General features: G+C 58.7%; 32 protein-coding genes. 1 reads left to right on the top strand and 31 read right to left on the bottom strand.

Annotation, left to right across the window (positions count from 1 at the left end; all coding sequences use genetic code 11):
- Positions 1-102 precede the first annotated feature (102 nt).
- Positions 103-1,101, top strand: a complete 999-nt coding sequence (gene hemB / locus CDV46_RS01500) for a porphobilinogen synthase (protein ID WP_087686304.1) — start codon at positions 103-105, stop codon at positions 1,099-1,101.
- A gap of 205 nt (positions 1,102-1,306) precedes the next feature.
- On the opposite strand, the gene dsbD is transcribed toward hemB, so the two are convergent.
- The 31 genes from dsbD to rpsJ form a co-directional block, all read right to left on the bottom strand.
- Complete coding sequence (dsbD, locus tag CDV46_RS01505; protein WP_254915897.1) at positions 1,307-3,340, bottom strand: protein-disulfide reductase DsbD; 2,034 nt, start codon at positions 3,338-3,340, stop codon at positions 1,307-1,309.
- Entirely contained in the window at positions 3,333-3,665 is a 333-nt protein-coding gene (cutA, locus tag CDV46_RS01510; RefSeq protein WP_087686306.1) for a divalent-cation tolerance protein CutA, read from the bottom strand. The genes dsbD and cutA overlap by 8 nt, the downstream gene beginning before the upstream one ends.
- 193 nt (positions 3,666-3,858) lie before the next feature.
- Positions 3,859-4,251, bottom strand: coding sequence for a 50S ribosomal protein L17 (gene rplQ, locus CDV46_RS01515; protein ID WP_058376367.1), 393 nt, complete (start codon positions 4,249-4,251; stop codon positions 3,859-3,861).
- A 156-nt stretch (positions 4,252-4,407) separates the two neighbouring features.
- On the bottom strand, positions 4,408-5,385 hold the full coding sequence (locus CDV46_RS01520) for a DNA-directed RNA polymerase subunit alpha (protein ID WP_058376368.1): 978 nt from the start codon (positions 5,383-5,385) through the stop codon (positions 4,408-4,410).
- 102 nt (positions 5,386-5,487) lie between these two features.
- A complete protein-coding gene (gene rpsD / locus CDV46_RS01525; RefSeq protein ID WP_058376369.1) occupies positions 5,488-6,111 on the bottom strand; it encodes a 30S ribosomal protein S4 in 624 nt (207 codons plus the stop codon).
- Positions 6,112-6,264: 153 nt separating this feature from the next.
- Positions 6,265-6,669, bottom strand: a complete 405-nt coding sequence (rpsK, locus tag CDV46_RS01530) for a 30S ribosomal protein S11 (RefSeq protein ID WP_010804113.1) — start codon at positions 6,667-6,669, stop codon at positions 6,265-6,267.
- Positions 6,670-6,687: 18 nt separating this feature from the next.
- Positions 6,688-7,053: a 30S ribosomal protein S13 gene (gene rpsM / locus CDV46_RS01535; protein WP_058376370.1), complete on the bottom strand. Its 366-nt coding sequence runs from the start codon at positions 7,051-7,053 to the stop codon at positions 6,688-6,690.
- Positions 7,054-7,088: 35 nt separating this feature from the next.
- The gene (gene rpmJ, locus CDV46_RS01540) at positions 7,089-7,205 is read right to left on the bottom strand and encodes a 50S ribosomal protein L36 (protein WP_084656468.1); all 117 of its coding nucleotides are present in this window, start codon (positions 7,203-7,205) and stop codon (positions 7,089-7,091) included.
- A gap of 19 nt (positions 7,206-7,224) precedes the next feature.
- Positions 7,225-7,443 (bottom strand): translation initiation factor IF-1, encoded by a 219-nt coding sequence (gene infA, locus CDV46_RS01545; protein ID WP_010804116.1) that lies wholly within the window; start codon positions 7,441-7,443, stop codon positions 7,225-7,227.
- A 12-nt stretch (positions 7,444-7,455) separates the two neighbouring features.
- The gene (gene secY / locus CDV46_RS01550) at positions 7,456-8,793 is read right to left on the bottom strand and encodes a preprotein translocase subunit SecY (protein ID WP_058376371.1); all 1,338 of its coding nucleotides are present in this window, start codon (positions 8,791-8,793) and stop codon (positions 7,456-7,458) included.
- Positions 8,794-8,816: 23 nt separating this feature from the next.
- Positions 8,817-9,251 carry a 50S ribosomal protein L15 gene (gene rplO / locus CDV46_RS01555; protein WP_039393709.1) on the bottom strand — a complete coding sequence of 145 codons (435 nt, stop codon included), beginning with the start codon at positions 9,249-9,251 and terminating at the stop codon, positions 8,817-8,819.
- Between the two features lie 11 nt (positions 9,252-9,262).
- Complete coding sequence (rpmD, locus tag CDV46_RS01560) at positions 9,263-9,448, bottom strand: 50S ribosomal protein L30 (protein WP_058379946.1); 186 nt, start codon at positions 9,446-9,448, stop codon at positions 9,263-9,265.
- A gap of 11 nt (positions 9,449-9,459) precedes the next feature.
- Positions 9,460-9,978 carry a 30S ribosomal protein S5 gene (gene rpsE, locus CDV46_RS01565; RefSeq protein WP_058376372.1) on the bottom strand — a complete coding sequence of 173 codons (519 nt, stop codon included), beginning with the start codon at positions 9,976-9,978 and terminating at the stop codon, positions 9,460-9,462.
- Positions 9,979-9,991: 13 nt separating this feature from the next.
- Complete coding sequence (gene rplR, locus CDV46_RS01570; RefSeq protein ID WP_039393713.1) at positions 9,992-10,357, bottom strand: 50S ribosomal protein L18; 366 nt, start codon at positions 10,355-10,357, stop codon at positions 9,992-9,994.
- Positions 10,358-10,368: 11 nt separating this feature from the next.
- On the bottom strand, positions 10,369-10,902 hold the full coding sequence (rplF, locus tag CDV46_RS01575) for a 50S ribosomal protein L6 (RefSeq protein ID WP_087721615.1): 534 nt from the start codon (positions 10,900-10,902) through the stop codon (positions 10,369-10,371).
- 15 nt (positions 10,903-10,917) lie between these two features.
- Complete coding sequence (rpsH, locus tag CDV46_RS01580; protein WP_087686308.1) at positions 10,918-11,313, bottom strand: 30S ribosomal protein S8; 396 nt, start codon at positions 11,311-11,313, stop codon at positions 10,918-10,920.
- Between the two features lie 13 nt (positions 11,314-11,326).
- Positions 11,327-11,632, bottom strand: coding sequence for a 30S ribosomal protein S14 (gene rpsN, locus CDV46_RS01585; RefSeq protein ID WP_058376374.1), 306 nt, complete (start codon positions 11,630-11,632; stop codon positions 11,327-11,329).
- A 7-nt stretch (positions 11,633-11,639) separates the two neighbouring features.
- The gene (rplE, locus tag CDV46_RS01590; RefSeq protein ID WP_058376375.1) at positions 11,640-12,179 is read right to left on the bottom strand and encodes a 50S ribosomal protein L5; all 540 of its coding nucleotides are present in this window, start codon (positions 12,177-12,179) and stop codon (positions 11,640-11,642) included.
- A 19-nt stretch (positions 12,180-12,198) separates the two neighbouring features.
- Positions 12,199-12,510, bottom strand: a complete 312-nt coding sequence (gene rplX / locus CDV46_RS01595; RefSeq protein ID WP_058376376.1) for a 50S ribosomal protein L24 — start codon at positions 12,508-12,510, stop codon at positions 12,199-12,201.
- Positions 12,511-12,521: 11 nt separating this feature from the next.
- Positions 12,522-12,890, bottom strand: a complete 369-nt coding sequence (gene rplN / locus CDV46_RS01600; RefSeq protein WP_010804127.1) for a 50S ribosomal protein L14 — start codon at positions 12,888-12,890, stop codon at positions 12,522-12,524.
- A gap of 264 nt (positions 12,891-13,154) precedes the next feature.
- A complete protein-coding gene (gene rpsQ / locus CDV46_RS01605) occupies positions 13,155-13,427 on the bottom strand; it encodes a 30S ribosomal protein S17 (protein WP_039374937.1) in 273 nt (90 codons plus the stop codon).
- The gene (gene rpmC, locus CDV46_RS01610) at positions 13,424-13,618 is read right to left on the bottom strand and encodes a 50S ribosomal protein L29 (RefSeq protein WP_058376377.1); all 195 of its coding nucleotides are present in this window, start codon (positions 13,616-13,618) and stop codon (positions 13,424-13,426) included. Before rpmC ends, rpsQ begins: the two co-directional genes overlap by 4 nt.
- Before the next feature lie 14 nt (positions 13,619-13,632).
- Positions 13,633-14,049 carry a 50S ribosomal protein L16 gene (gene rplP / locus CDV46_RS01615; RefSeq protein WP_010804130.1) on the bottom strand — a complete coding sequence of 139 codons (417 nt, stop codon included), beginning with the start codon at positions 14,047-14,049 and terminating at the stop codon, positions 13,633-13,635.
- 2 nt (positions 14,050-14,051) lie between these two features.
- Positions 14,052-14,855 carry a 30S ribosomal protein S3 gene (gene rpsC / locus CDV46_RS01620; protein ID WP_058376378.1) on the bottom strand — a complete coding sequence of 268 codons (804 nt, stop codon included), beginning with the start codon at positions 14,853-14,855 and terminating at the stop codon, positions 14,052-14,054.
- 9 nt (positions 14,856-14,864) lie between these two features.
- The gene (gene rplV / locus CDV46_RS01625) at positions 14,865-15,194 is read right to left on the bottom strand and encodes a 50S ribosomal protein L22 (RefSeq protein ID WP_058376379.1); all 330 of its coding nucleotides are present in this window, start codon (positions 15,192-15,194) and stop codon (positions 14,865-14,867) included.
- 11 nt (positions 15,195-15,205) lie between these two features.
- Positions 15,206-15,481, bottom strand: a complete 276-nt coding sequence (rpsS, locus tag CDV46_RS01630; RefSeq protein WP_010804133.1) for a 30S ribosomal protein S19 — start codon at positions 15,479-15,481, stop codon at positions 15,206-15,208.
- Positions 15,482-15,492: 11 nt separating this feature from the next.
- Complete coding sequence (gene rplB, locus CDV46_RS01635; protein WP_058376380.1) at positions 15,493-16,320, bottom strand: 50S ribosomal protein L2; 828 nt, start codon at positions 16,318-16,320, stop codon at positions 15,493-15,495.
- A gap of 2 nt (positions 16,321-16,322) precedes the next feature.
- Positions 16,323-16,637, bottom strand: a complete 315-nt coding sequence (rplW, locus tag CDV46_RS01640) for a 50S ribosomal protein L23 (RefSeq protein ID WP_058376381.1) — start codon at positions 16,635-16,637, stop codon at positions 16,323-16,325.
- Entirely contained in the window at positions 16,634-17,254 is a 621-nt protein-coding gene (gene rplD / locus CDV46_RS01645) for a 50S ribosomal protein L4 (protein ID WP_058376382.1), read from the bottom strand. The genes rplW and rplD overlap by 4 nt, the downstream gene beginning before the upstream one ends.
- Before the next feature lie 2 nt (positions 17,255-17,256).
- Positions 17,257-17,913 carry a 50S ribosomal protein L3 gene (rplC, locus tag CDV46_RS01650; RefSeq protein ID WP_058376383.1) on the bottom strand — a complete coding sequence of 219 codons (657 nt, stop codon included), beginning with the start codon at positions 17,911-17,913 and terminating at the stop codon, positions 17,257-17,259.
- Positions 17,914-18,119: 206 nt separating this feature from the next.
- Positions 18,120-18,431: a 30S ribosomal protein S10 gene (gene rpsJ / locus CDV46_RS01655; RefSeq protein ID WP_010804138.1), complete on the bottom strand. Its 312-nt coding sequence runs from the start codon at positions 18,429-18,431 to the stop codon at positions 18,120-18,122.
- Positions 18,432-18,550 lie beyond the last annotated feature (119 nt).

An 18,550-nucleotide genomic window follows, 5' to 3' on the forward strand; every position in this document is an offset into this window, starting at 1 on the left:
ATCGTTGAGCCGATCGCAACGGCAACGCCTTTTCGGGACGTCTTTACCCGACGAAACACGGAATTTTCAGACGCGCTATTCCCCGTCCAAAGGACCGATCGCATGAGTTCCTATCCCCTGCTTCGCCCGCGCCGCATGCGACGCGATGACTTCTCACGCCGCCTGATGCGTGAAAACCACCTGACCTGTGACGACCTGATCTATCCGGTGTTCGTGCTCGAAGGTCAGAACCGCCGCGAGGCTGTCGACTCGATGCCGGGCGTCGAGCGCGTCTCGGTCGACGAGCTGCTGCGTGTGGCCGATACGTGTGTCACGCTCGGCGTGCCCGTCATTGCGCTCTTCCCGAATATCGACGCGTCGTTCAAGACGCCCGACGGTATCGAAGCGACCAACCCCGAAGGTCTGATCCCACGCGCCGTGCGCGAGATCAAACGCAACTTCCCCGATCTCGGTGTGCTCACCGACGTGGCCCTCGATCCGTACACCAGCCACGGTCAAGACGGCGTGCTCGATGAAAACGGCTACGTCATCAACGACGTAACGACCGCGATCCTCGTTAAGCAAGCCCTCACGCAGGCAGAAGCTGGCGTGGACATCGTCGCACCGTCCGACATGATGGATGGCCGCATCGGCGCCATCCGGGAAGCCCTCGAAGCCGCCGGACATATTCACACGCGCATCATGGCTTACGCGGCCAAGTACGCGTCGGCCTTTTACGGCCCGTTCCGCGACGCCGTCGGTTCGGCATCGAATCTCGGCAAGGGCAACAAGATGACCTACCAGATGGATCCGGCCAATTCGGACGAAGCGCTGCGTGAAGTGGCGCTCGATATCGAAGAAGGTGCGGACATGGTCATGGTCAAACCCGGCATGCCGTACCTCGACATCGTGCGCCGCGTGAAGGATGAGTTCCGCTACCCGACGTATGCCTATCAGGTCAGCGGCGAATACGCGATGTTGAAGGCCGCTGCCCAGAATGGCTGGCTCGATCACGACAAGGTGATGATGGAGTCGCTGCTCGCCTTCAAGCGCGCAGGGGCCGACGGCATCCTGACCTACTTCGCACTCGACGCAGCGCGCCTGATTCGCGCACAAGCCTGACTCGACTGAGTAGAAGACGAGGAGGCGTCGGCCACCGGTTGCGCCATCCGCTCAAGTTCTCGCAGACGAAAGACAAACAGCTAGTCCGGTGACGGACTAGCTGTTTGTTTATGTAGCGGTCTGAACGGCCACCTTCGTGGCATTCAGCGCAGCAGACTCGACCTCGCATCCCCTGATCCTGATCCTGATCCTGATCCTGATCCTGTTACGCTGCCGGACCGTAGGCCTTATCCAGACTGCGCAGGAATTGATCGGCTGACTGCGCACCGATCACACGCGAACCCGCCACCTCAGCGCCCTTGCCATCGAAGAAGATAATCCCGGGCGGGCCGAACAACGCAAAGCGCTTGAGCAACGCCTGATCGTCGGCATTGTTTGCCGTAACGTCGGCTTGCACGAGCACCATCTGATCAAGGCGCGCCTTCACGCGTGGATCAGTGAACACGAACCGCTCCATCTCCTTGCAACTGATGCACCAATCAGCATAGAAGTCGAACATGACCGGCCGGCCAGCGGCGGCAACGACCTGATCGAGTTCGGCAACACTTCGCACACGCTGGAATTTCACACCCTCAGCGGTCTGCGCACCGGCACCGGCACGTCCCGACGCAGCGGCCGACAAACCAGCCAGCGGAGCCAACGGGTCGCGTGCGCCTGCGGCAGCGCCCACCAATGCCACGGCCCCGAGCAGCGCAACCGCAACACCGAGTCCTTTGAGCAGGCGCCGAGTACCGCTCACACCATCGGGCAAGGTGTCGAAGACGCGCATGAACGTCGCGGCCACCAGCAGCAACACCCCCCACCCGAGCAGCAAGACTTGTGTCGACAGCAACGGACGCACGATCCACAGCGCGACACCCAGCAGCAGGAAGCCGAAGAACCGCTTCACACCATCCATCCATGCGCCGGCGCGCGGCAGCAACGTGCCACCACCACCGGCCAGAATCACCAGCGGCAAGCCCATACCCAGCGACAGGGCGAAGAGCGTGGCGCCACCAAAGACGGCATCTCCCGTCTTGGCAATGAAGGCAAGCGCAGCGGCAAGCGGTGCTGTCACACACGGGCTGACGATCAGGCCGGACAGGATACCCATCATCGCCGCCCCCACCCACTGCCCCGATTTCTGTTTGCGGGCGGCATCGTCGATACGCTCACGCAACGCCGACGGCAACTGAATCTCGTACATGCCGAACATCGAGAGCGACAGAATCACCATCAACAACGCAAACAGCGCGAGCACCCAGGGCGCCTGAAGAAACGCGATGAGGCCTTGCCCGAGCAAGCCCGCCGCCACACCGATCACGGTGTTCACGATGGCCATACCGAGCACGTAGGCGATTGCCAGGCGCACTGCCTTGCCGCGACTGGCCTCCTGACCTGCGACGATCGACAACAGGATAGGCACCATCGGCAAGACACACGGCGTAAAGGCCAACCCAACGCCCAGTGCGAAGAAGATCCCCAACGCCAGCAGGAAGCTGCCACCCGAGAGAATGCGCTCGGCTTCGCTGTAATCGTCGCGCGCCGAGAGCCAGCCGCCACCCGAACCGCTTGGCGCCGCAGCGTTCGCATTAGGCGTCGCCGCCGCGGGCTTGGCGCCGAGCAGCGCCTGCGTGGCCGGACCGACAGCGGTTTGCGATGACATCGACAACGCTCCGCCGCTAGCGCCGGCACCGCCGCCGCCCTCCGCGCTACCGACGGCCGCCGAGATCTTGAACGGCTTGTCCATCGGCGGATAGCACAACCCCTTGTCCGCACAGCCCTGCATCGTCACCGTCAGCGAGAAGGGGGCCGTAGCCCCAGTGACTGGAATCCGGACGTCGATGGGCTCGTGATAGACCTCCATATCCTTGCCGAAGGTCTCGTCATGCTTGACCTCCCCTTTCGGGAATTCAGGGGTCCCGAGCTTGACGTTGGCGTTATCGGCGGCGAAGGCGAAGCGCTCACGATAGAGGTAGTAGCCTTTGGCAACTTCAAAATGAAGCAGCACCGCACCGGGTTGCTCCGACTTCGATACCTTGAAGGCAACATCCGGATCGAGGAAATCGTCGGCGGCATGGGCGCGGCCGACACCGGCCGTCAGTAGCAGCAGTGCAGTACAAAGCCATGCAAAGACCCAGAATGCCAGCCCCCTTCGCACGCCGTTGAGCACTCGTCCCGAGTGGCCATCCACGCGAGCCATGGACACGTCGTCATGCCGGGCAAATACCGGCCCAGCTACGATCGTCGATTCAGACATGCAACTTCCCCCGAGTCTCATCCTCAACCCAGCGCGCGTACGCGGGCAACGCGGCCGTCGCGGGCCACGCCACGATTTCCGGCACGTCGTAGGGATGGTGTTCCTTGATGAACTGCTCGAGCGCCGTGTAACGCGCGGCGCTCGTCTTGATCATGAGTGGCACTTCAACACTCGTCTCGCGCTTGCCTTGCCAACGATAACTTGAGCGCACCGGGGCCATCTGCTGCACACAAGCCGCCAACTGCGCAGCCAGCATGCCGTCGATAGCTGCCTCGGCACTGGCCTCGTCGGGAAACGTCGTCATGACGATAAGAAGGGCATCCATAGTGTGCAATAGACCGGTCAAACGTAGCGATTGTTCACTGTACACCGGCCACAAGCAATCTGCGCAGACAGGCCGTTATTCCGGAGATATCTGCTGCGGGGTTCGGACAACACCTCAAATGAAAAAAGCCAGGTCAATGACCTGGCTTCTCTCTTACAGCTCACGGTACCCGAAGGTCCGTTGCGCAAGTCACTTACTCAGCAACTTCCGGCGCTTCCGTATCAACTTCCGGACGGTCCAGCAGTTCGACGAACGCCATCGGGGCGTTATCGCCAACGCGGAAACCCATCTTCAGGATACGCAGATAGCCACCCGGACGGGTTGCAAAGCGCGGGCCGAGCACGTTGAACAGCTTCGACACCGAGTCACGATCACGCAGGCGGTTGAAAGCCAGGCGGCGGTTAGCCAGCGAGTCCTTCTTGCCCAGGGTGATGAGGGGCTCGACGACCTTACGCAGTTCCTTGGCCTTCGGCAGGGTGGTCTTGATCGCTTCGTGTTCAATCAGCGAGTTCGACATGTTACGGAGCATTGCCAGACGGTGGCTGCTCGTACGATTCAGTTTACGCAAACCATGACGGTGACGCATTTCAACTTTCCTTTAAACAGAGTTTTTCGACCAAGCTCTTCTATCGGTGACAACCACCGCGGGCCGGTGTCGTTACAAACGGCCGTATCGGATCACTCCGACGCACCGCACTTTTGTTGCAACACGGCCGCCCGAAGGCGGCCATGTCTTCACAACTTACTTCTCGAGACCAGCCGGCGGCCAGTTTTCGAGCTTCATGCCCAGCGTGAGACCACGCGAGGCCAGCACTTCCTTGATCTCGTTGAGCGACTTGCGACCCAGATTCGGGGTCTTGAGCAATTCGTTCTCGGTACGTTGGATCAGGTCGCCGATGTAGTAGATGTTTTCGGCCTTCAAGCAGTTGGCCGAACGCACCGTCAACTCGAGATCGTCCACCGGACGCAGCAGGATCGGATCGATCTGCGGCGCACGCGACGGCGCTTCGCTGGCGGCTTCCGTGCCTTCCAGCGCAGCGAACACCGACAGTTGGTCGACGAGGATGCGAGCCGATTGACGGATCGCTTCTTCCGGCGACACAACACCGTTGGTTTCGATGTTCATCACGAGCTTGTCCAGGTCGGTACGCTGTTCCACGCGGGCCGATTCGACCGCATAGCTCACACGCTTGACCGGCGAGAACGACGCGTCGAGGACGATACGACCAATTACCTTGGCCGAATCATCGCCATAACGGCGCACGTTACCCGGGACATAACCACGACCCTTTTCAATCTTGATCTGGACGTCGAGCTTACCGCCCTTGGCCAGATGTGCAATCACGTGATCGGGGTTGATCAGTTCGACGTCGTGCGGCAGTTCGATATCCGAAGCACGCACCACACCTTCACCATCCTTGCGCAGCGTAACGGTGACTTCGTCACGGTTATGCAGCTTGAACACAACACCCTTCAGGTTCAGCAGGAAGTTGACAACATCTTCCTGAACGCCGTCGATGGTGGAGTATTCATGCACGACGCCAGCGATCGTCACTTCGGTCGGCGCATAGCCGAGCATCGACGACAACAGCACGCGGCGCAGCGCATTGCCCAAGGTGTGGCCGTAACCACGTTCGAACGGCTCCATCACAACTTTGGCGTGATGCTCACCGACTTCTTCAACCTCGATGATCTTGGGCTTCAATAAACTGTTTTGCATAGGTTTCCTTTTCAATACCCTCGGCTCGTTACACCGATAAGGCTGATGGGTGACAAACCTGCACGGAACGCAAACGCGCCGTGAGGCGCGTCAGCGTTTGGATTAACGCGAATACAATTCGACGATCAGGCTTTCGTTGATGTCGCCCGCGATATCGCTACGTTCCGGCAGTGCCTTGAAAGTGCCTTCCATCTTCTTGGCGTCAACCGAAACCCAGATCGGGAAACCGACTTGTTCTGCCAGCGTCAGCGATTCTTGAATACGCACTTGCTTCTTGGCCTTTTCGCGCACGGTGATCACATCACCCGGCTTGACCTTGATCGACGGGATGTTGGCGACAACACCGTTCAGCACGACGGCCTTGTGGCCAACCAGCTGGCGCGCTTCAGCGCGCGTCGAACCAAAACCCATGCGATAGACGACGTTGTCCAGACGCGACTCGAGCACTTGCAGCAGGTTTTCACCCGTGTTGCCCTTCAGACGATCGGCTTCCGCGAAATAACGACGGAACTGACGCTCGAGCACGCCGTAAATACGCTTGACCTTCTGCTTTTCGCGCAGTTGGTTGCCGTAGTCGGACGTACGAGCACCCGAGGTGCGGCCATGCTGACCCGGCTTGCTATCCAGCTTGCACTTGTCGGCGAGCGAGCGACGTGCGCTCTTCAGGAAGAGGTCAGTACCTTCACGACGGGAGAGTTTGGCCTTCGGGCCGATATAACGTGCCACGGTTGTTCCTTTATCTCAAAATTTGACGCAGCGGCGCCTTGTCCACTACGCAAGTCCGGTACCGATGTACCGGACGGTGGTCTTAGAAATTGCTTCGCGCACGGCCGAGACCGTGCGCGAACCCGCGATTATAGCAGGATTTTCTAAAGCGTCTTAGATACGACGACGCTTCGGCGGGCGGCAGCCGTTGTGCGGGACCGGCGTCACGTCCGAGATGGCCGTGATCTTGATACCCAGCGCATTCAGTGCACGAACCGCGGATTCGCGACCCGGGCCCGGGCCCTTGATGCGAACTTCCAGGTTCTTCACGCCGTATTCCAGCGCCACGCGGCCAGCCGATTCAGCAGCAACCTGGGCAGCAAACGGGGTCGATTTACGCGAACCCTTGAAGCCCTGGCCACCCGAAGTCGCCCATGCCAGTGCGTTGCCCTGACGATCGGTGATCGTGATGATGGTGTTGTTGAACGAAGCGTGGACGTGCACGACGCCTTCAGCAACGCTCTTCTTGACCTTCTTGCGAACGCGCTGTGAAGCGGCGTTGTTCTGTTGCTTAGCCATGAGTTTCCTATCCTCTGGTTACTTCTTCAGCGAGACGCCGGCCTTACGCGGGCCCTTGCGGGTACGCGCATTGGTACGGGTGCGCTGGCCGCGGACCGGCAGGCCCTTGCGGTGACGCAGACCACGATAGCAGCCCAAGTCCATCAGGCGCTTGATGCTCATGGTCACTTCACGGCGCAGGTCGCCTTCAACCGTCAGCTGACCGACTTGGTCACGCAGCTTTTCGAGATCGTTGTCGTCGAGGTCCTTGACCTTCTTCGAGAACGGCACACCAGCGGCTTCGCAAATCTGGCGAGCGCGCGTGCGACCGACACCGTAAATAGCCGTCAGGCCGATTTCCGTGTGCTGGTGGTTCGGGATGTTAACCCCTGCAATACGAGCCATTCGTAATTCCCCAACTAAATAGCGTTAAAGGCCGATTAGCCCTGACGTTGCTTGTGGCGTTGATCCGTGCTGCAAATCACGCGCACTACGCCTTTGCGCTTCACAATCTTGCAATTGCGGCACAGACACTTAACAGATGCCAAAACTTTCATGACAATTCCCTCTCTCTAATCACTTCGCCCGGAAGACGATCCGCGCACGCGACAGATCGTAGGGCGTCAACTCAACCGTCACCTTATCTCCGGGAAGGATGCGGATGTAATGCATCCGCATCTTGCCGGAAATGTGTCCGAGTACTACATGGCCATTTTCCAGTTTCACCCGGAAGGTGGCATTGGGGAGGTTTTCAAGGACCTCACCCTGCATTTGAATAACGTCGTCTTTCGACATGATCCCAGATGATCAGCGAAGCGTCATGTTATTGCCGCCCTTGAAATTCGCCTTGCGGAGCAGCGACTCATACTGTTGCGACATCACATACGACTGCACTTGCGCCATGAAATCCATCGTGACCACGACGATGATCAGCAGTGACGTTCCGCCAAAATAAAACGGGACGTTCCAGCGCAACACCAGGAACTCGGGCAGCAGACACACCAGGGTGACATAAGCTGCACCAGCCAGCGTCAGACGCGTCAAGATCTTGTCGATGTACCGTGCCGTCTGGTCGCCCGGACGGATACCCGGCACAAACGCGCCGCTCTTCTTCAGGTTCTCGGCTGTTTCTTTGCTGTTGAACACCAGTGCGGTGTAGAAGAAGCAGAAAAACACGATTGCCAAAGCATAGAGCATCACGTAGATCGGCTGACCCGGCGACAACTTGGCCGCGATGTCCTTGAGCCAACGCGTGTTGTCACCTGCGCCGAACCAGTTCGCGATCGTTGCCGGGAACAGGATGATCGACGACGCAAAGATCGGCGGAATCACACCAGCCATATTCAGCTTGAGCGGCAGGTGCGATGCTTGACCACCGTATACCTTGTTGCCCACCTGACGTTTGGCGTAATTCACCAGAATCTTGCGCTGACCCCGTTCCACAAACACGACGAAGAACGTCACGAGCACAACGAGCGCACAGATCACGATCGCCGAGAACGGACCAATCGAACCAGTACCGACAAGCTCAAACAGGCCGCCCACAGCATTCGGCAAACCGGCCGCGATACCACCAAAGATGATGATCGAGATACCGTTACCGAGGCCGCGTTCAGTGATCTGCTCACCGAGCCACATCAGGAACATCGTGCCGGTTACGAGCGTGATCACCGTCGTCAGGCGGAACATCATGCCTGGATCAACGACGAGCCCCGGCTCGCTTTCCAACGTCACCGCGATTGCAGCTGCCTGGAAGAGCGCAAGCACCACCGTGAAATACCGGGTGTACTGCGTGATCTTGCGTTGGCCGGCTTGGCCTTCCTTACGCAAGGCTTCCAATTGTGGCGAAACCATCGCCAGCAACTGCATGATGATCGACGCCGAGATGTACGGCATGATCCCGAGCGCGAAGATCGTGAAACGCGACAACGCACCGCCCGAGAACATGTTGAACATGCCCAGGATCCCGCCCGACTGGCGCTGGAACAGCTGCGCCAGCTGATCGGGGTCGATGCCCGGCACCGGGATATGCGCACCAATACGGTAGACGATCAACGCCAGCAGCAGGAAAACCAGCCGCCGGCGCAGATCCGCATACTTCGGGCCCTGCGTACCAGGCTTAGCGAGATTAGGAGACTTGGCCAATGATGGCTCCGGGGTGTCCTAACTTACTCTGCGACCGAACCGCCAGCCGCCTGAATTGCCGTGAGCGCACCCTTGGTGACGCCCAGACCCTTCACAACGACCTTGCGGGTGATCTCGCCAGCGGCGATGATCTTGGCCGACAACGACAGCTCGCTCACCAGACCGGCCTGCTTCAGAACCAACAGATCGATTTCGTCGACCGGCAGGTTGTTCAGGTCCGACAGGCGAACTTCGCCCACGAAACGGCGCGTCAGCGACTTGAAGCCACGCTTCGGCAGACGACGTTGCAGCGGCATTTGACCGCCTTCGAAGCCCACCTTGTGGAAGCCGCCCGAACGCGACTTCTGACCCTTGTGACCACGGCCGGCGGTTTTACCCAGACCCGAACCGATGCCACGGCCAACGCGGCGCTTGGCGTGTTTAGCGCCTTCTGCCGGCTTAATCGAATTCAATTCCATTTTGCCCTCGCTCAGTCGACGATCTTCACAAGGTACGAGACCTTGTTGATCATGCCCCGCACAGCGGGCGTGTCCTGCAACTCATACGTCGAATTGAGGCGACGCAGGCCGAGACCGCGAACGGTTGCACGATGTTCTTCGCGCGTACCGATCAGGCTCTTGACCAGCTTGACTTTCACAGTTTGTTGCTGCGACATATTGATCACCCTTAGCCGAGGATCTCTTCCACCGACTTGCCACGCTTAGCGGCGATGTCAGCAGGAGTCGATTGTTTCTTCAGGCCGTCGAGCGTGGCGCGGACCAGGTTGTACGGGTTCGTCGAGCCAAGGCTCTTCGTCACCACGTTGGTCACGCCCATCACCTCGAACACCGCACGCATCGGGCCACCAGCGATAACGCCGGTACCGTCTTTCGCCGGCGACATCAGGACGCGCGAGGCGCCATGCTGGCCGAGAACGTTATGTTGCAGGGTGCCATTCTTCAGGGCGACCTTGAACATATTGCGGCGGGCTTGTTCCATTGCCTTTTGAACGGCAACCGGGACTTCCTTCGCTTTGCCTTTGCCCATGCCGATGCGGCCATCGCCGTCACCAACCACGGTCAACGCGGCAAAACCGAGAATACGACCACCCTTCACCACTTTCGTGACGCGGTTGACCGAAATCATCTTCTCGCGAAGGCCGTCGTCGCGTTCGTCAGCCTGAACTTTCGCTTGCATCTTTGCCATGACGGATCCTTACTTAGAACTTGAGGCCGGCTTCACGGGCAGCGTCGGCCAAAGCCTTGACGCGACCGTGATAGCGGAAGCCCGAGCGGTCGAAAGAGACGCTTTCGATGCCGGCAGCCTTCGCCTTCTCGGCGATACGACGGCCGATCAGCGCAGCAGCAGCAGCGTTTCCGCCCTTGCCTTCCTTGTCGCCCAGTTCCTTGCGCACTTCGGCTTCCAGCGTCGAAGCGCTGGCCAGCACTTGCGTGCCGTCTTCCGAGAAAACTTGCGCGTAAATGTGCACGTTGGTGCGATGCACGGAAAGGCGATGCACCTTTTGAGCTGCCAGCTTGATACGAGTCTGGCGAGCGCGGCGCACACGTGATTGTTTCTTGTCCATGTTTCGCACCCTTACTTCTTCTTGGTTTCCTTGAGGATCACCACTTCGTCCGCATAGCGGACACCCTTACCCTTGTAGGGCTCGGGCGGACGGTAACCGCGAACTTCCGCAGCCACTTGTCCGATGCGTTGTTTATCAACGCCTTTGATGATGATCTCCGTTTGCGTCGGGGTTTCCGCCTTAACACCTTCCGGCATGGCGTGCACAACATCGTGCGAGAAACCCAGCTCAAGCTTCAGGTTGTTACCGTCAGCCTTGGCGCGATAACCCACGCCAACGAGTTGCAGCTTCTTCTCGAAACCCTTGCTCACACCAGTCACCATATTGTTGACCAGTGCACGTTCCGTACCATACAGCGCATTCGCTTCACGGCTTTCGTCAGCCGGGGCGAAGGTGATGGTGGCGTCTTCAATCTTGACGTTCACGAGGGTGTTGATGCCGCGGGTCAACGAACCCAGGGCGCCCTTGATCGTCAGCACATTGCCAGTCAGCGTTGCGTCAACGCCCTTCGGCAGTGCAATAGGACTCTTACCTACGCGAGACATTTAAACTCTCCTCGGTTAGGCGACGTAGCAGATGACTTCGCCGCCCACGCCGGTGGCGCGTGCTTTGCGATCGGTCATCACGCCCTTCGGGGTCGAGACGATTGCAACGCCGAGGCCATTCATGACCTGCGGGATCTCGTTGCGGCTCTTGTACACACGCAGACCCGGACGCGACACGCGCTCGAGGCGCTCAATCACAGGACGGCCAGCGTAGTACTTCAGTGCGATGTTCAGCACCGGCTTGGTTTCTTCTGCCTCAACCGCGAAGTCTTCGATGTAGCCTTCGTCCTTCAGGACTTTGGCGATCGAGACCTTCAGCTTGGACGAGGGCATCTTCACGGATGCCTTCTCAACCATCTGAGCGTTGCGGATGCGGGTCAGCATATCGGCGATAGGATCGCTCATGCTCATGGTGCTTCTCCTATTACCAGCTAGCTTTGGTCACGCCCGGGATTTCGCCACGGAAGGCGATTTCACGGATCTTGTTACGGGCCAGGCCGAATTTGCGGAAGGTTCCGCGCGGACGGCCAGTCAGTTCGCAACGATTGCGTTGACGCGTCGGGTTGGCGTTACGCGGCAGCTGTTGCAGCGCCAGACGTGCTTCATAACGCTCGTCTTCCGACTTGCTGGTGTCTTCGATGATCGCTTTGAGGGCGTCGCGCTTGGCAGAAAATTTCTGCGCCAGACGGGCGCGTTTCTTTTCGCGTTCGATAAGTGCCAGTTTAGCCACGATTACCTCAGTTACGGAACGGGAATTTGAACGCCGACAGAAGAGCCTTGGCTTCTTCGTCAGTCTTCGCGGTGGTGGTGATGCTGATGTTCAGCCCACGCAGCGCGTCGATTTTGTCGTACTCGATTTCGGGGAAGATGATCTGTTCCTTCACACCGATGTTGTAATTGCCACGACCGTCGAACGCACGACCCGAAATACCGCGGAAGTCACGCACGCGCGGCAGAGCCACGGTGATGAAACGATCCAGGAATTCGAACATACGCTCACCGCGCAACGTCACCATCGTACCGATCGGGTAACCTTCGCGGATCTTGAAACCGGCGATAGCCTTGCGAGCCTTCGTCACCACCGGCTTTTGGCCGGCAATTTTCGTCAGATCGCCAACGGCGTGTTCAATGATCTTCTTGTCAGCAACCGCTTGACCAAGGCCCATGTTCAGGGTGATCTTGGTGATACGCGGCACTTCCATGACAGACTTGTAACCGAACTGAGTCGTCAGAGCGGCAACAACCTTGTCTTTGTAGAACTCTTGCAAACGGGCCATTTTCTATACTCCCTGCGACTTAGGCACCGACGACCGTAGCACCGGTCGTCTTGAGGAAGCGGACCTTCTTGCCGTCTTCGACCTTGATGCCCACACGCGACGGCTTGCCATTGGCATCCACCAGCGCCACGTTCGAAACGTGGATCGGCATCGTCTTGTCGACCACGCCACCTTGCGTGCCCTTCATCGGGTTCGGCTTGACGTGCTTCTTAGCAACGTTCACGCCCTCGACGACCAACTTGTCGCCATCAATGGCCAGGACCGTGCCACGCTTGGCCTTGTCCTTACCCGTCAGCACGATGACCTGGTCACCCTTGCGAATCTTGTTCATGTGTCGGCTCCTTACAGCACTTCCGGGGCCAGCGACACGATCTTCATGAAGCGTTCGGTACGCAGTTCACGCGTAACCGGTCCGAAGATACGGGTGCCGATCGGCTCGAGCTTGGTGTTCAGCAGCACGGCGGCGTTGCCGTCGAATTTGACCAGCGAGCCGTCTTGGCGACGCACGCCCTTGGCGGTACGCACGACCACTGCATTGTAAATTTCGCCCTTCTTGACGCGACCACGCGGCGCAGCGTCTTTCACGCTGACCTTGATGATGTCGCCAATGCCGGCGTAACGACGCTTGGAGCCGCCCAGCACCTTGATGCACATCACTTCACGCGCACCGGTGTTGTCGGCCACTTCGAGCCGGGTTTCAGTTTGAATCATGGTGTTATCTTCCCAACTTAATCCGACACCAGGGCGTCGGTCAGTCTTGGTCCCCGTCAGCATCAAAGGATGCCGTTTGGGTTGAGTCGTTCAAAAGTGGACAACCTTGCTACCTCAACACGACTCGTAGAGGATACGAATCAGCCTCGGAAGCCATCCACTCCCTTGCGAAACCAAAGACCGGTTTTGGCGAAAGAAGCGGAAAGTCCGGAATTATACATCGATAATTCCGGACTTGCAAGTCAGCCTTCGCTTCAGCGCGCCTTAGATGATGCGGGCGGCTTCCACGAGACGGGAAACCGTCCAGGCCTTGGTCTTCGACAGCGGACGAGTTTCTTGAATCTCGACCGTATCGCCTTCCTTGATCTGGTTGGTTTCATCGTGCGCGTGATACTTCTTCGAACGCACAATGTACTTGCCGTAGAGCGGGTGCTTCATTTGACGCTCGACCAGCACGGTAACCGTCTTGTCCATCTTGTCGCTGACAACCTTACCCACGAGGGTACGCTTCAGCGAGGTCTTAGCGGTATCGTTCATTTCTGGCTCGCCTTCTCAGTCAACACGGTACGCACACGCGCGATGTCCTTGCGCACCTTCTTCAGCTGGCTGGTGTTGCTCAGCTGTTGGGTGGCCGCTTGCATGCGAAGACCGAATTGGGCCTTCAGCAGATCCGACAGCTCATTGTTCAGAGCGACGGGATCCTTGGCACGAAGTTCGGATGCTTTCATTTCAATCTCTCCAATCAAGCGCCAAGGCGACGGACGAAGAACGTCGTCTGAATCGGCAGCTTAGCGGCAGCCAGGCGGAACGCCTCGCGTGCCAGTGCTTCATCAACACCGTCCATCTCGTACAGCATCTTGCCCGGTTGAATCTCGGCGACGTAGTACTCAGGGTTACCCTTACCGTTACCCATACGCACTTCGGCCGGCTTTTGCGAGATCGGCTTATCCGGGAAAATGCGAATCCAGATACGGCCACCACGCTTGATGTGACGGGTCATGGCGCGACGAGCGGCTTCAATCTGACGAGCCGTCAGACGACCGCGACCGACCGCCTTGAGACCGAATTCGCCGAACGACACTTCGTTGCCACGGGTGGCGACGCCAGTGTTACGGCCCTTCTGCTCTTTACGATACTTTCTGCGTTTCGGTTGCAGCATGATTATTCTCCAGTCTTGGCGTCGCCTTCAGGCTTGCCAGCCGGACGGCGTGCACCACCGCGCTTCGCACCGGCCTTATCGCCAGCGTCGTCACGACGGGGGCGACGGTCGCCCGGACGCGCGTTGCGGCGCGGACGCTTTTCTTCGGCCGGCTCTTCAGCCACCGGAGCGTCGTTGCGGCCCAGCGTGTCACCCTTGTACACCCACACCTTGATACCGATGATGCCGTAGGTCGTCTTCGCTTCCGAGGTCGCGTAGTCGATGTCGGCGCGCAGGGTGTGCAGGGGCACACGGCCTTCGCGATACCATTCGGTACGGGCGATTTCGATACCGTTCAGACGGCCAGCGCTCATGATCTTGATGCCTTGGGCACCCAGACGCATCGCGTTCTGCATCGCGCGCTTCATTGCGCGACGGAACATGATACGGCGCTCAAGCTGCTGAGCGATCGAGTCGGCGATCAGTTGCGCATCGGTTTCCGGCTTGCGGATTTCTTCGATGTTCACGTGAACCGGCACGCCCATGCGCTTTTGCAGTTCGGCCTTGAGGATTTCGATGTCCTCGCCCTTCTTGCCGATCACAACGCCCGGACGCGAGCTGAAAATCGTAATGCGGGCATTACGGGCCGGACGCTCGATGATGACGCGGCCAACCGAAGCGTTCTTCAGCTTCTTCTTCAGGTAATCGCGAACGCCGATGTCTTCCTGCAACATCTGAGCGAAATTCTGGTTGTTCGCGTACCAACGCGAAGACCAGTTACGACTGACGGCCAAGCGGAAGCCAGTCGGATGAATTTTCTGTCCCATCGTGACCCCTTAGTTACCCAGCGTCACAGTGATGTGACAGGATTGCTTCTCGATGCGGTTACCACGGCCCTTGGCGCGCGCGGTGAAACGCTTGAGCGAGGTCGCCTTGTCAACGAAGATGCCCTTAACGCGCAGCTCGTCGATGTCAGCACCTTCATTGTGCTCGGCGTTGGCGATTGCCGACTCGAGCACCTTCTTGATGATGACAGCGGCCTTCTTCGGCGAGAAGGTCAGGACATTCAGTGCACGTTCGAGCGGCAGGCCACGAATCTGGTCAGCGACCAGACGCGTCTTCTGCGCCGAGATACGAGCACCGCGATGAATTGCTTTCACTTCCATGATCGGGCCCCTTATTTCTTCGCCTTCTTGTCGGCCGCATGGCCTTTGAAGGTACGGGTAAGTGCGAACTCACCCAGCTTGTGGCCGACCATGTTTTCCGTCACGTACACCGGCACGTGTTGACGGCCGTTATGCACAGCAATCGTCAAACCGATGAAATCGGGCAGAACGGTCGAACGACGCGACCAGGTTTTGATCGGCTTCTTGTCCCGCGATGCAGCAGCCGCTTCCACTTTCTTCAGCAGATGAGCGTCGCAAAACGGACCTTTTTTAACAGAACGAGTCATTTGCTAGCTCCTTAACGCTTCTTGCGACGCTGAACAATCATGCTGTCGGTGCGCTTGGTCGAGCGGGTACGCTTACCCTTGGTATGCTGACCCCACGGGCTGACCGGATGACGACCAGCAGCCGTACGACCTTCACCACCACCGTGCGGGTGATCCACCGGGTTCATCGCCACACCGCGAACGGTCGGGCGAATACCGCGCCAACGCTTTGCACCGGCCTTGCCCAATTGGCGCAGGCTGTGCTCTTCGTTACCGACTTCACCGATGGTGGCGCGGCACTCAATGTGCACGCGACGGATTTCACCCGAACGCAGACGCACCTGAGCGTACACACCTTCACGTGCCAGCAGCATTGCCGAGGTACCCGCGGCACGAGCGATTTGCGCGCCCTTGCCCGGCAGGATTTCGATGCCGTGGATCGTGGTACCGACCGGAATGTTGCGGATCGGCAGTGCATTGCCAGCCTTGATCGGCGCTTCCGAGCCGCTCACCACTTGCTGGCCGACGGTCAGACCGCGCGGAGCAATGATGTAACGACGCTCGCCATCGGCGTAGCAAAGCAGTGCGATGTTCGCGCTGCGGTTCGGGTCATATTCCAGACGCTCAACCTTCGCCGGAATGCCGTCCTTGTTACGACGGAAATCGACGATACGGTAATGTTGCTTATGACCGCCACCCATGTGACGGGTGGTGATGTGACCGTTGTTGTTACGGCCGGCGGTCTTGCTCTTGGTATCCAGCAGCGGGGCGAACGGCTTGCCCTTATGCAGATCCTTGTTGACGACCTTGACCAGGGCACGGCGGCCCGGCGATGTCGGCTTAGTTTTGACGAGTGCCATGATTACTTGGCCTCCGCTTCAAAATTGATTTCCTGACCCGGCTTCAGGCTGACGTAGGCCTTCTTCTCATGGTCGCGACGACCCATGAAACGGCCAAAGCGCTTTTGCTTGCCCTTGCGGTTCAGGATTTGCACCGACTCGACTTCCACTTTGAAGAGAAGCTCAACAGCAGCCTTCACTTCTTGCTTGTTCGCGTCACGTGCAACTTGGAACACCACTTGCTCGTTCTTGTCGGCCACCAGCGTCGCCTTTTCGGAGATCACCGGCGCGAGCAGGACCTGCATCAGACGATGGTCGTTTTTACGCACGTCGCTCATGACAGCATCTCCTCAATCTTGGCGATCGCGCCCTTCGTCAGCAACACCTTCTTGAAGTAGATGAGCGACAGCGGGTCGGCGAAACGCGGCTCGGTGACAGCGAAGTGAGCCAGATTGCGCGAGGCCAAGAACAGGTTCTCGTCCACGGTATCCGTGATCAGCAGCACCGAATCGAGGCCCATGGCCTTGATCTTTTCAGCGAGCAGTTTGGTCTTCGGGGCATCAATCTTGATGTCGTCGACCACTACCAGACGACCTTCACGGGCGAGCTGCGACAGAATCGAGCACACACCGGCGCGGTACATCTTCTTGTTGATTTTGTGGGTGAAGTTTTCTTCCGGCGAATTCGGGAAGATACGGCCACCGCCGCGCCACAACGGGCTCGACGACATACCGGCACGAGCGCGGCCCGTACCCTTCTGACGCCACGGCTTCTTGGTCGTGTGCTTGACCTGTTCACGGTCTTTTTGCGCACGATTGCCGCTGCGGGCGTTGGCTTGATAAGCCACAACCACTTGGTGGATCAGCGCTTCGTTGTAGTCACGACCGAACACGACGTCCGACGCGTTGACCGCAGCGCCTTCCTGACCTTGCTCATTCAGGAGCTTCAGTTCCATTGTTACGCTCCCTTCGCGAGTTTGGCCTTGACAGCCGTGGTCACGAAAACCTTGCCTTCGTTGGCGCCCGGAACGGCACCCTTCACGAAGAGCAGGCCACGTTCAGCGTCAATGCGCGCGATTTCGAGATTCTGCACCGTCGTCGTCGCGTCACCCATGTGACCCGTCATGCGCTTACCCGGGAAAACACGACCCGGATCCTGCGCCATACCGATCGAACCCGGAACGTTGTGCGAACGCGAGTTACCGTGCGAGGCACGGCCCGATGCGAAGTTGTAACGCTTGATCGTACCGGCGTAACCCTTACCGATCGACACGCCTTGCACGTCGACCTTCTGGCCTACTTGGAACAGATCAACGCCAACGGCTGCGCCCGGCTGCAATTCAGCAGCTTTAGCAGCTTCGACGCGGAATTCCTTCAGGATTTCACCGGCTTCGACACCCGCTTTCGCGTAGTGACCGGCGGCGGCTTTGGTCACGCGCGTGGCGCGACGCTTACCGAAAGTAACTTGAACGGCGGTATAGCCGTCCGTTTCATCCGTCTTGATTTGCGTCACACGGTTGTTAGACACGTCGAGCACGGTAACGGGAATCGAATCGCCGTCGTCCGTGAAAATACGCGTCATGCCAACCTTGCGACCGACAAGGCCAAGGCTCATGATTTTCTCCATTCCCGACTGCGATTGGCCGGGGCTAAATGACAAAAGGATGGACCACGGATGTGGGCCATCTTTTCAAAACTACACTTGAGCCCGCCATTATAGACGAGCTTTTATCGCTTGACAAGTGTTGCTAAATCGCATAACAAAAGCCCCACCAGATCCAGCATTGGCGGGGCTTTCGAGAGCAAAGTCGCCCGTAAGCCTTACTGCAGCTTGATCTCGACGTCGACACCTGCCGGCAGGTCCAGCTTCATCAGCGCGTCGACGGTCTTGTCCGTCGGATCGACGATGTCCATCAGGCGTTGGTGCGTGCGGATTTCGAGCTGATCGCGCGACGTCTTGTTGACGTGCGGCGAACGCAGGATGTCGAAACGCTCGATGCGCGTCGGCAGGGGCACCGGGCCCTTGACGATAGCGCCCGTGCGCTTGGCGGTTTCGACGATTTCAGCAGCCGACTGGTCGATCAAACGATAGTCGAAGGCCTTCAGGCGGATACGGATTTTTTGGTTCTGCATGGAAATTCTCCAAAGAGCGTGGCAGCCCTCGTTCGGGTGCCGGGTAAATCACAAAGAGCAAACAGACATTCGGTGGCAGGCGCCGGACTCGCCAGCGCTTGCCACCTCAAAATCCGCTA

The organism is Pandoraea sp. PE-S2T-3 (genome assembly GCF_002179965.1).
In the GTDB taxonomy this organism is placed as follows: Bacteria; Pseudomonadota; Gammaproteobacteria; order Burkholderiales; family Burkholderiaceae; genus Pandoraea.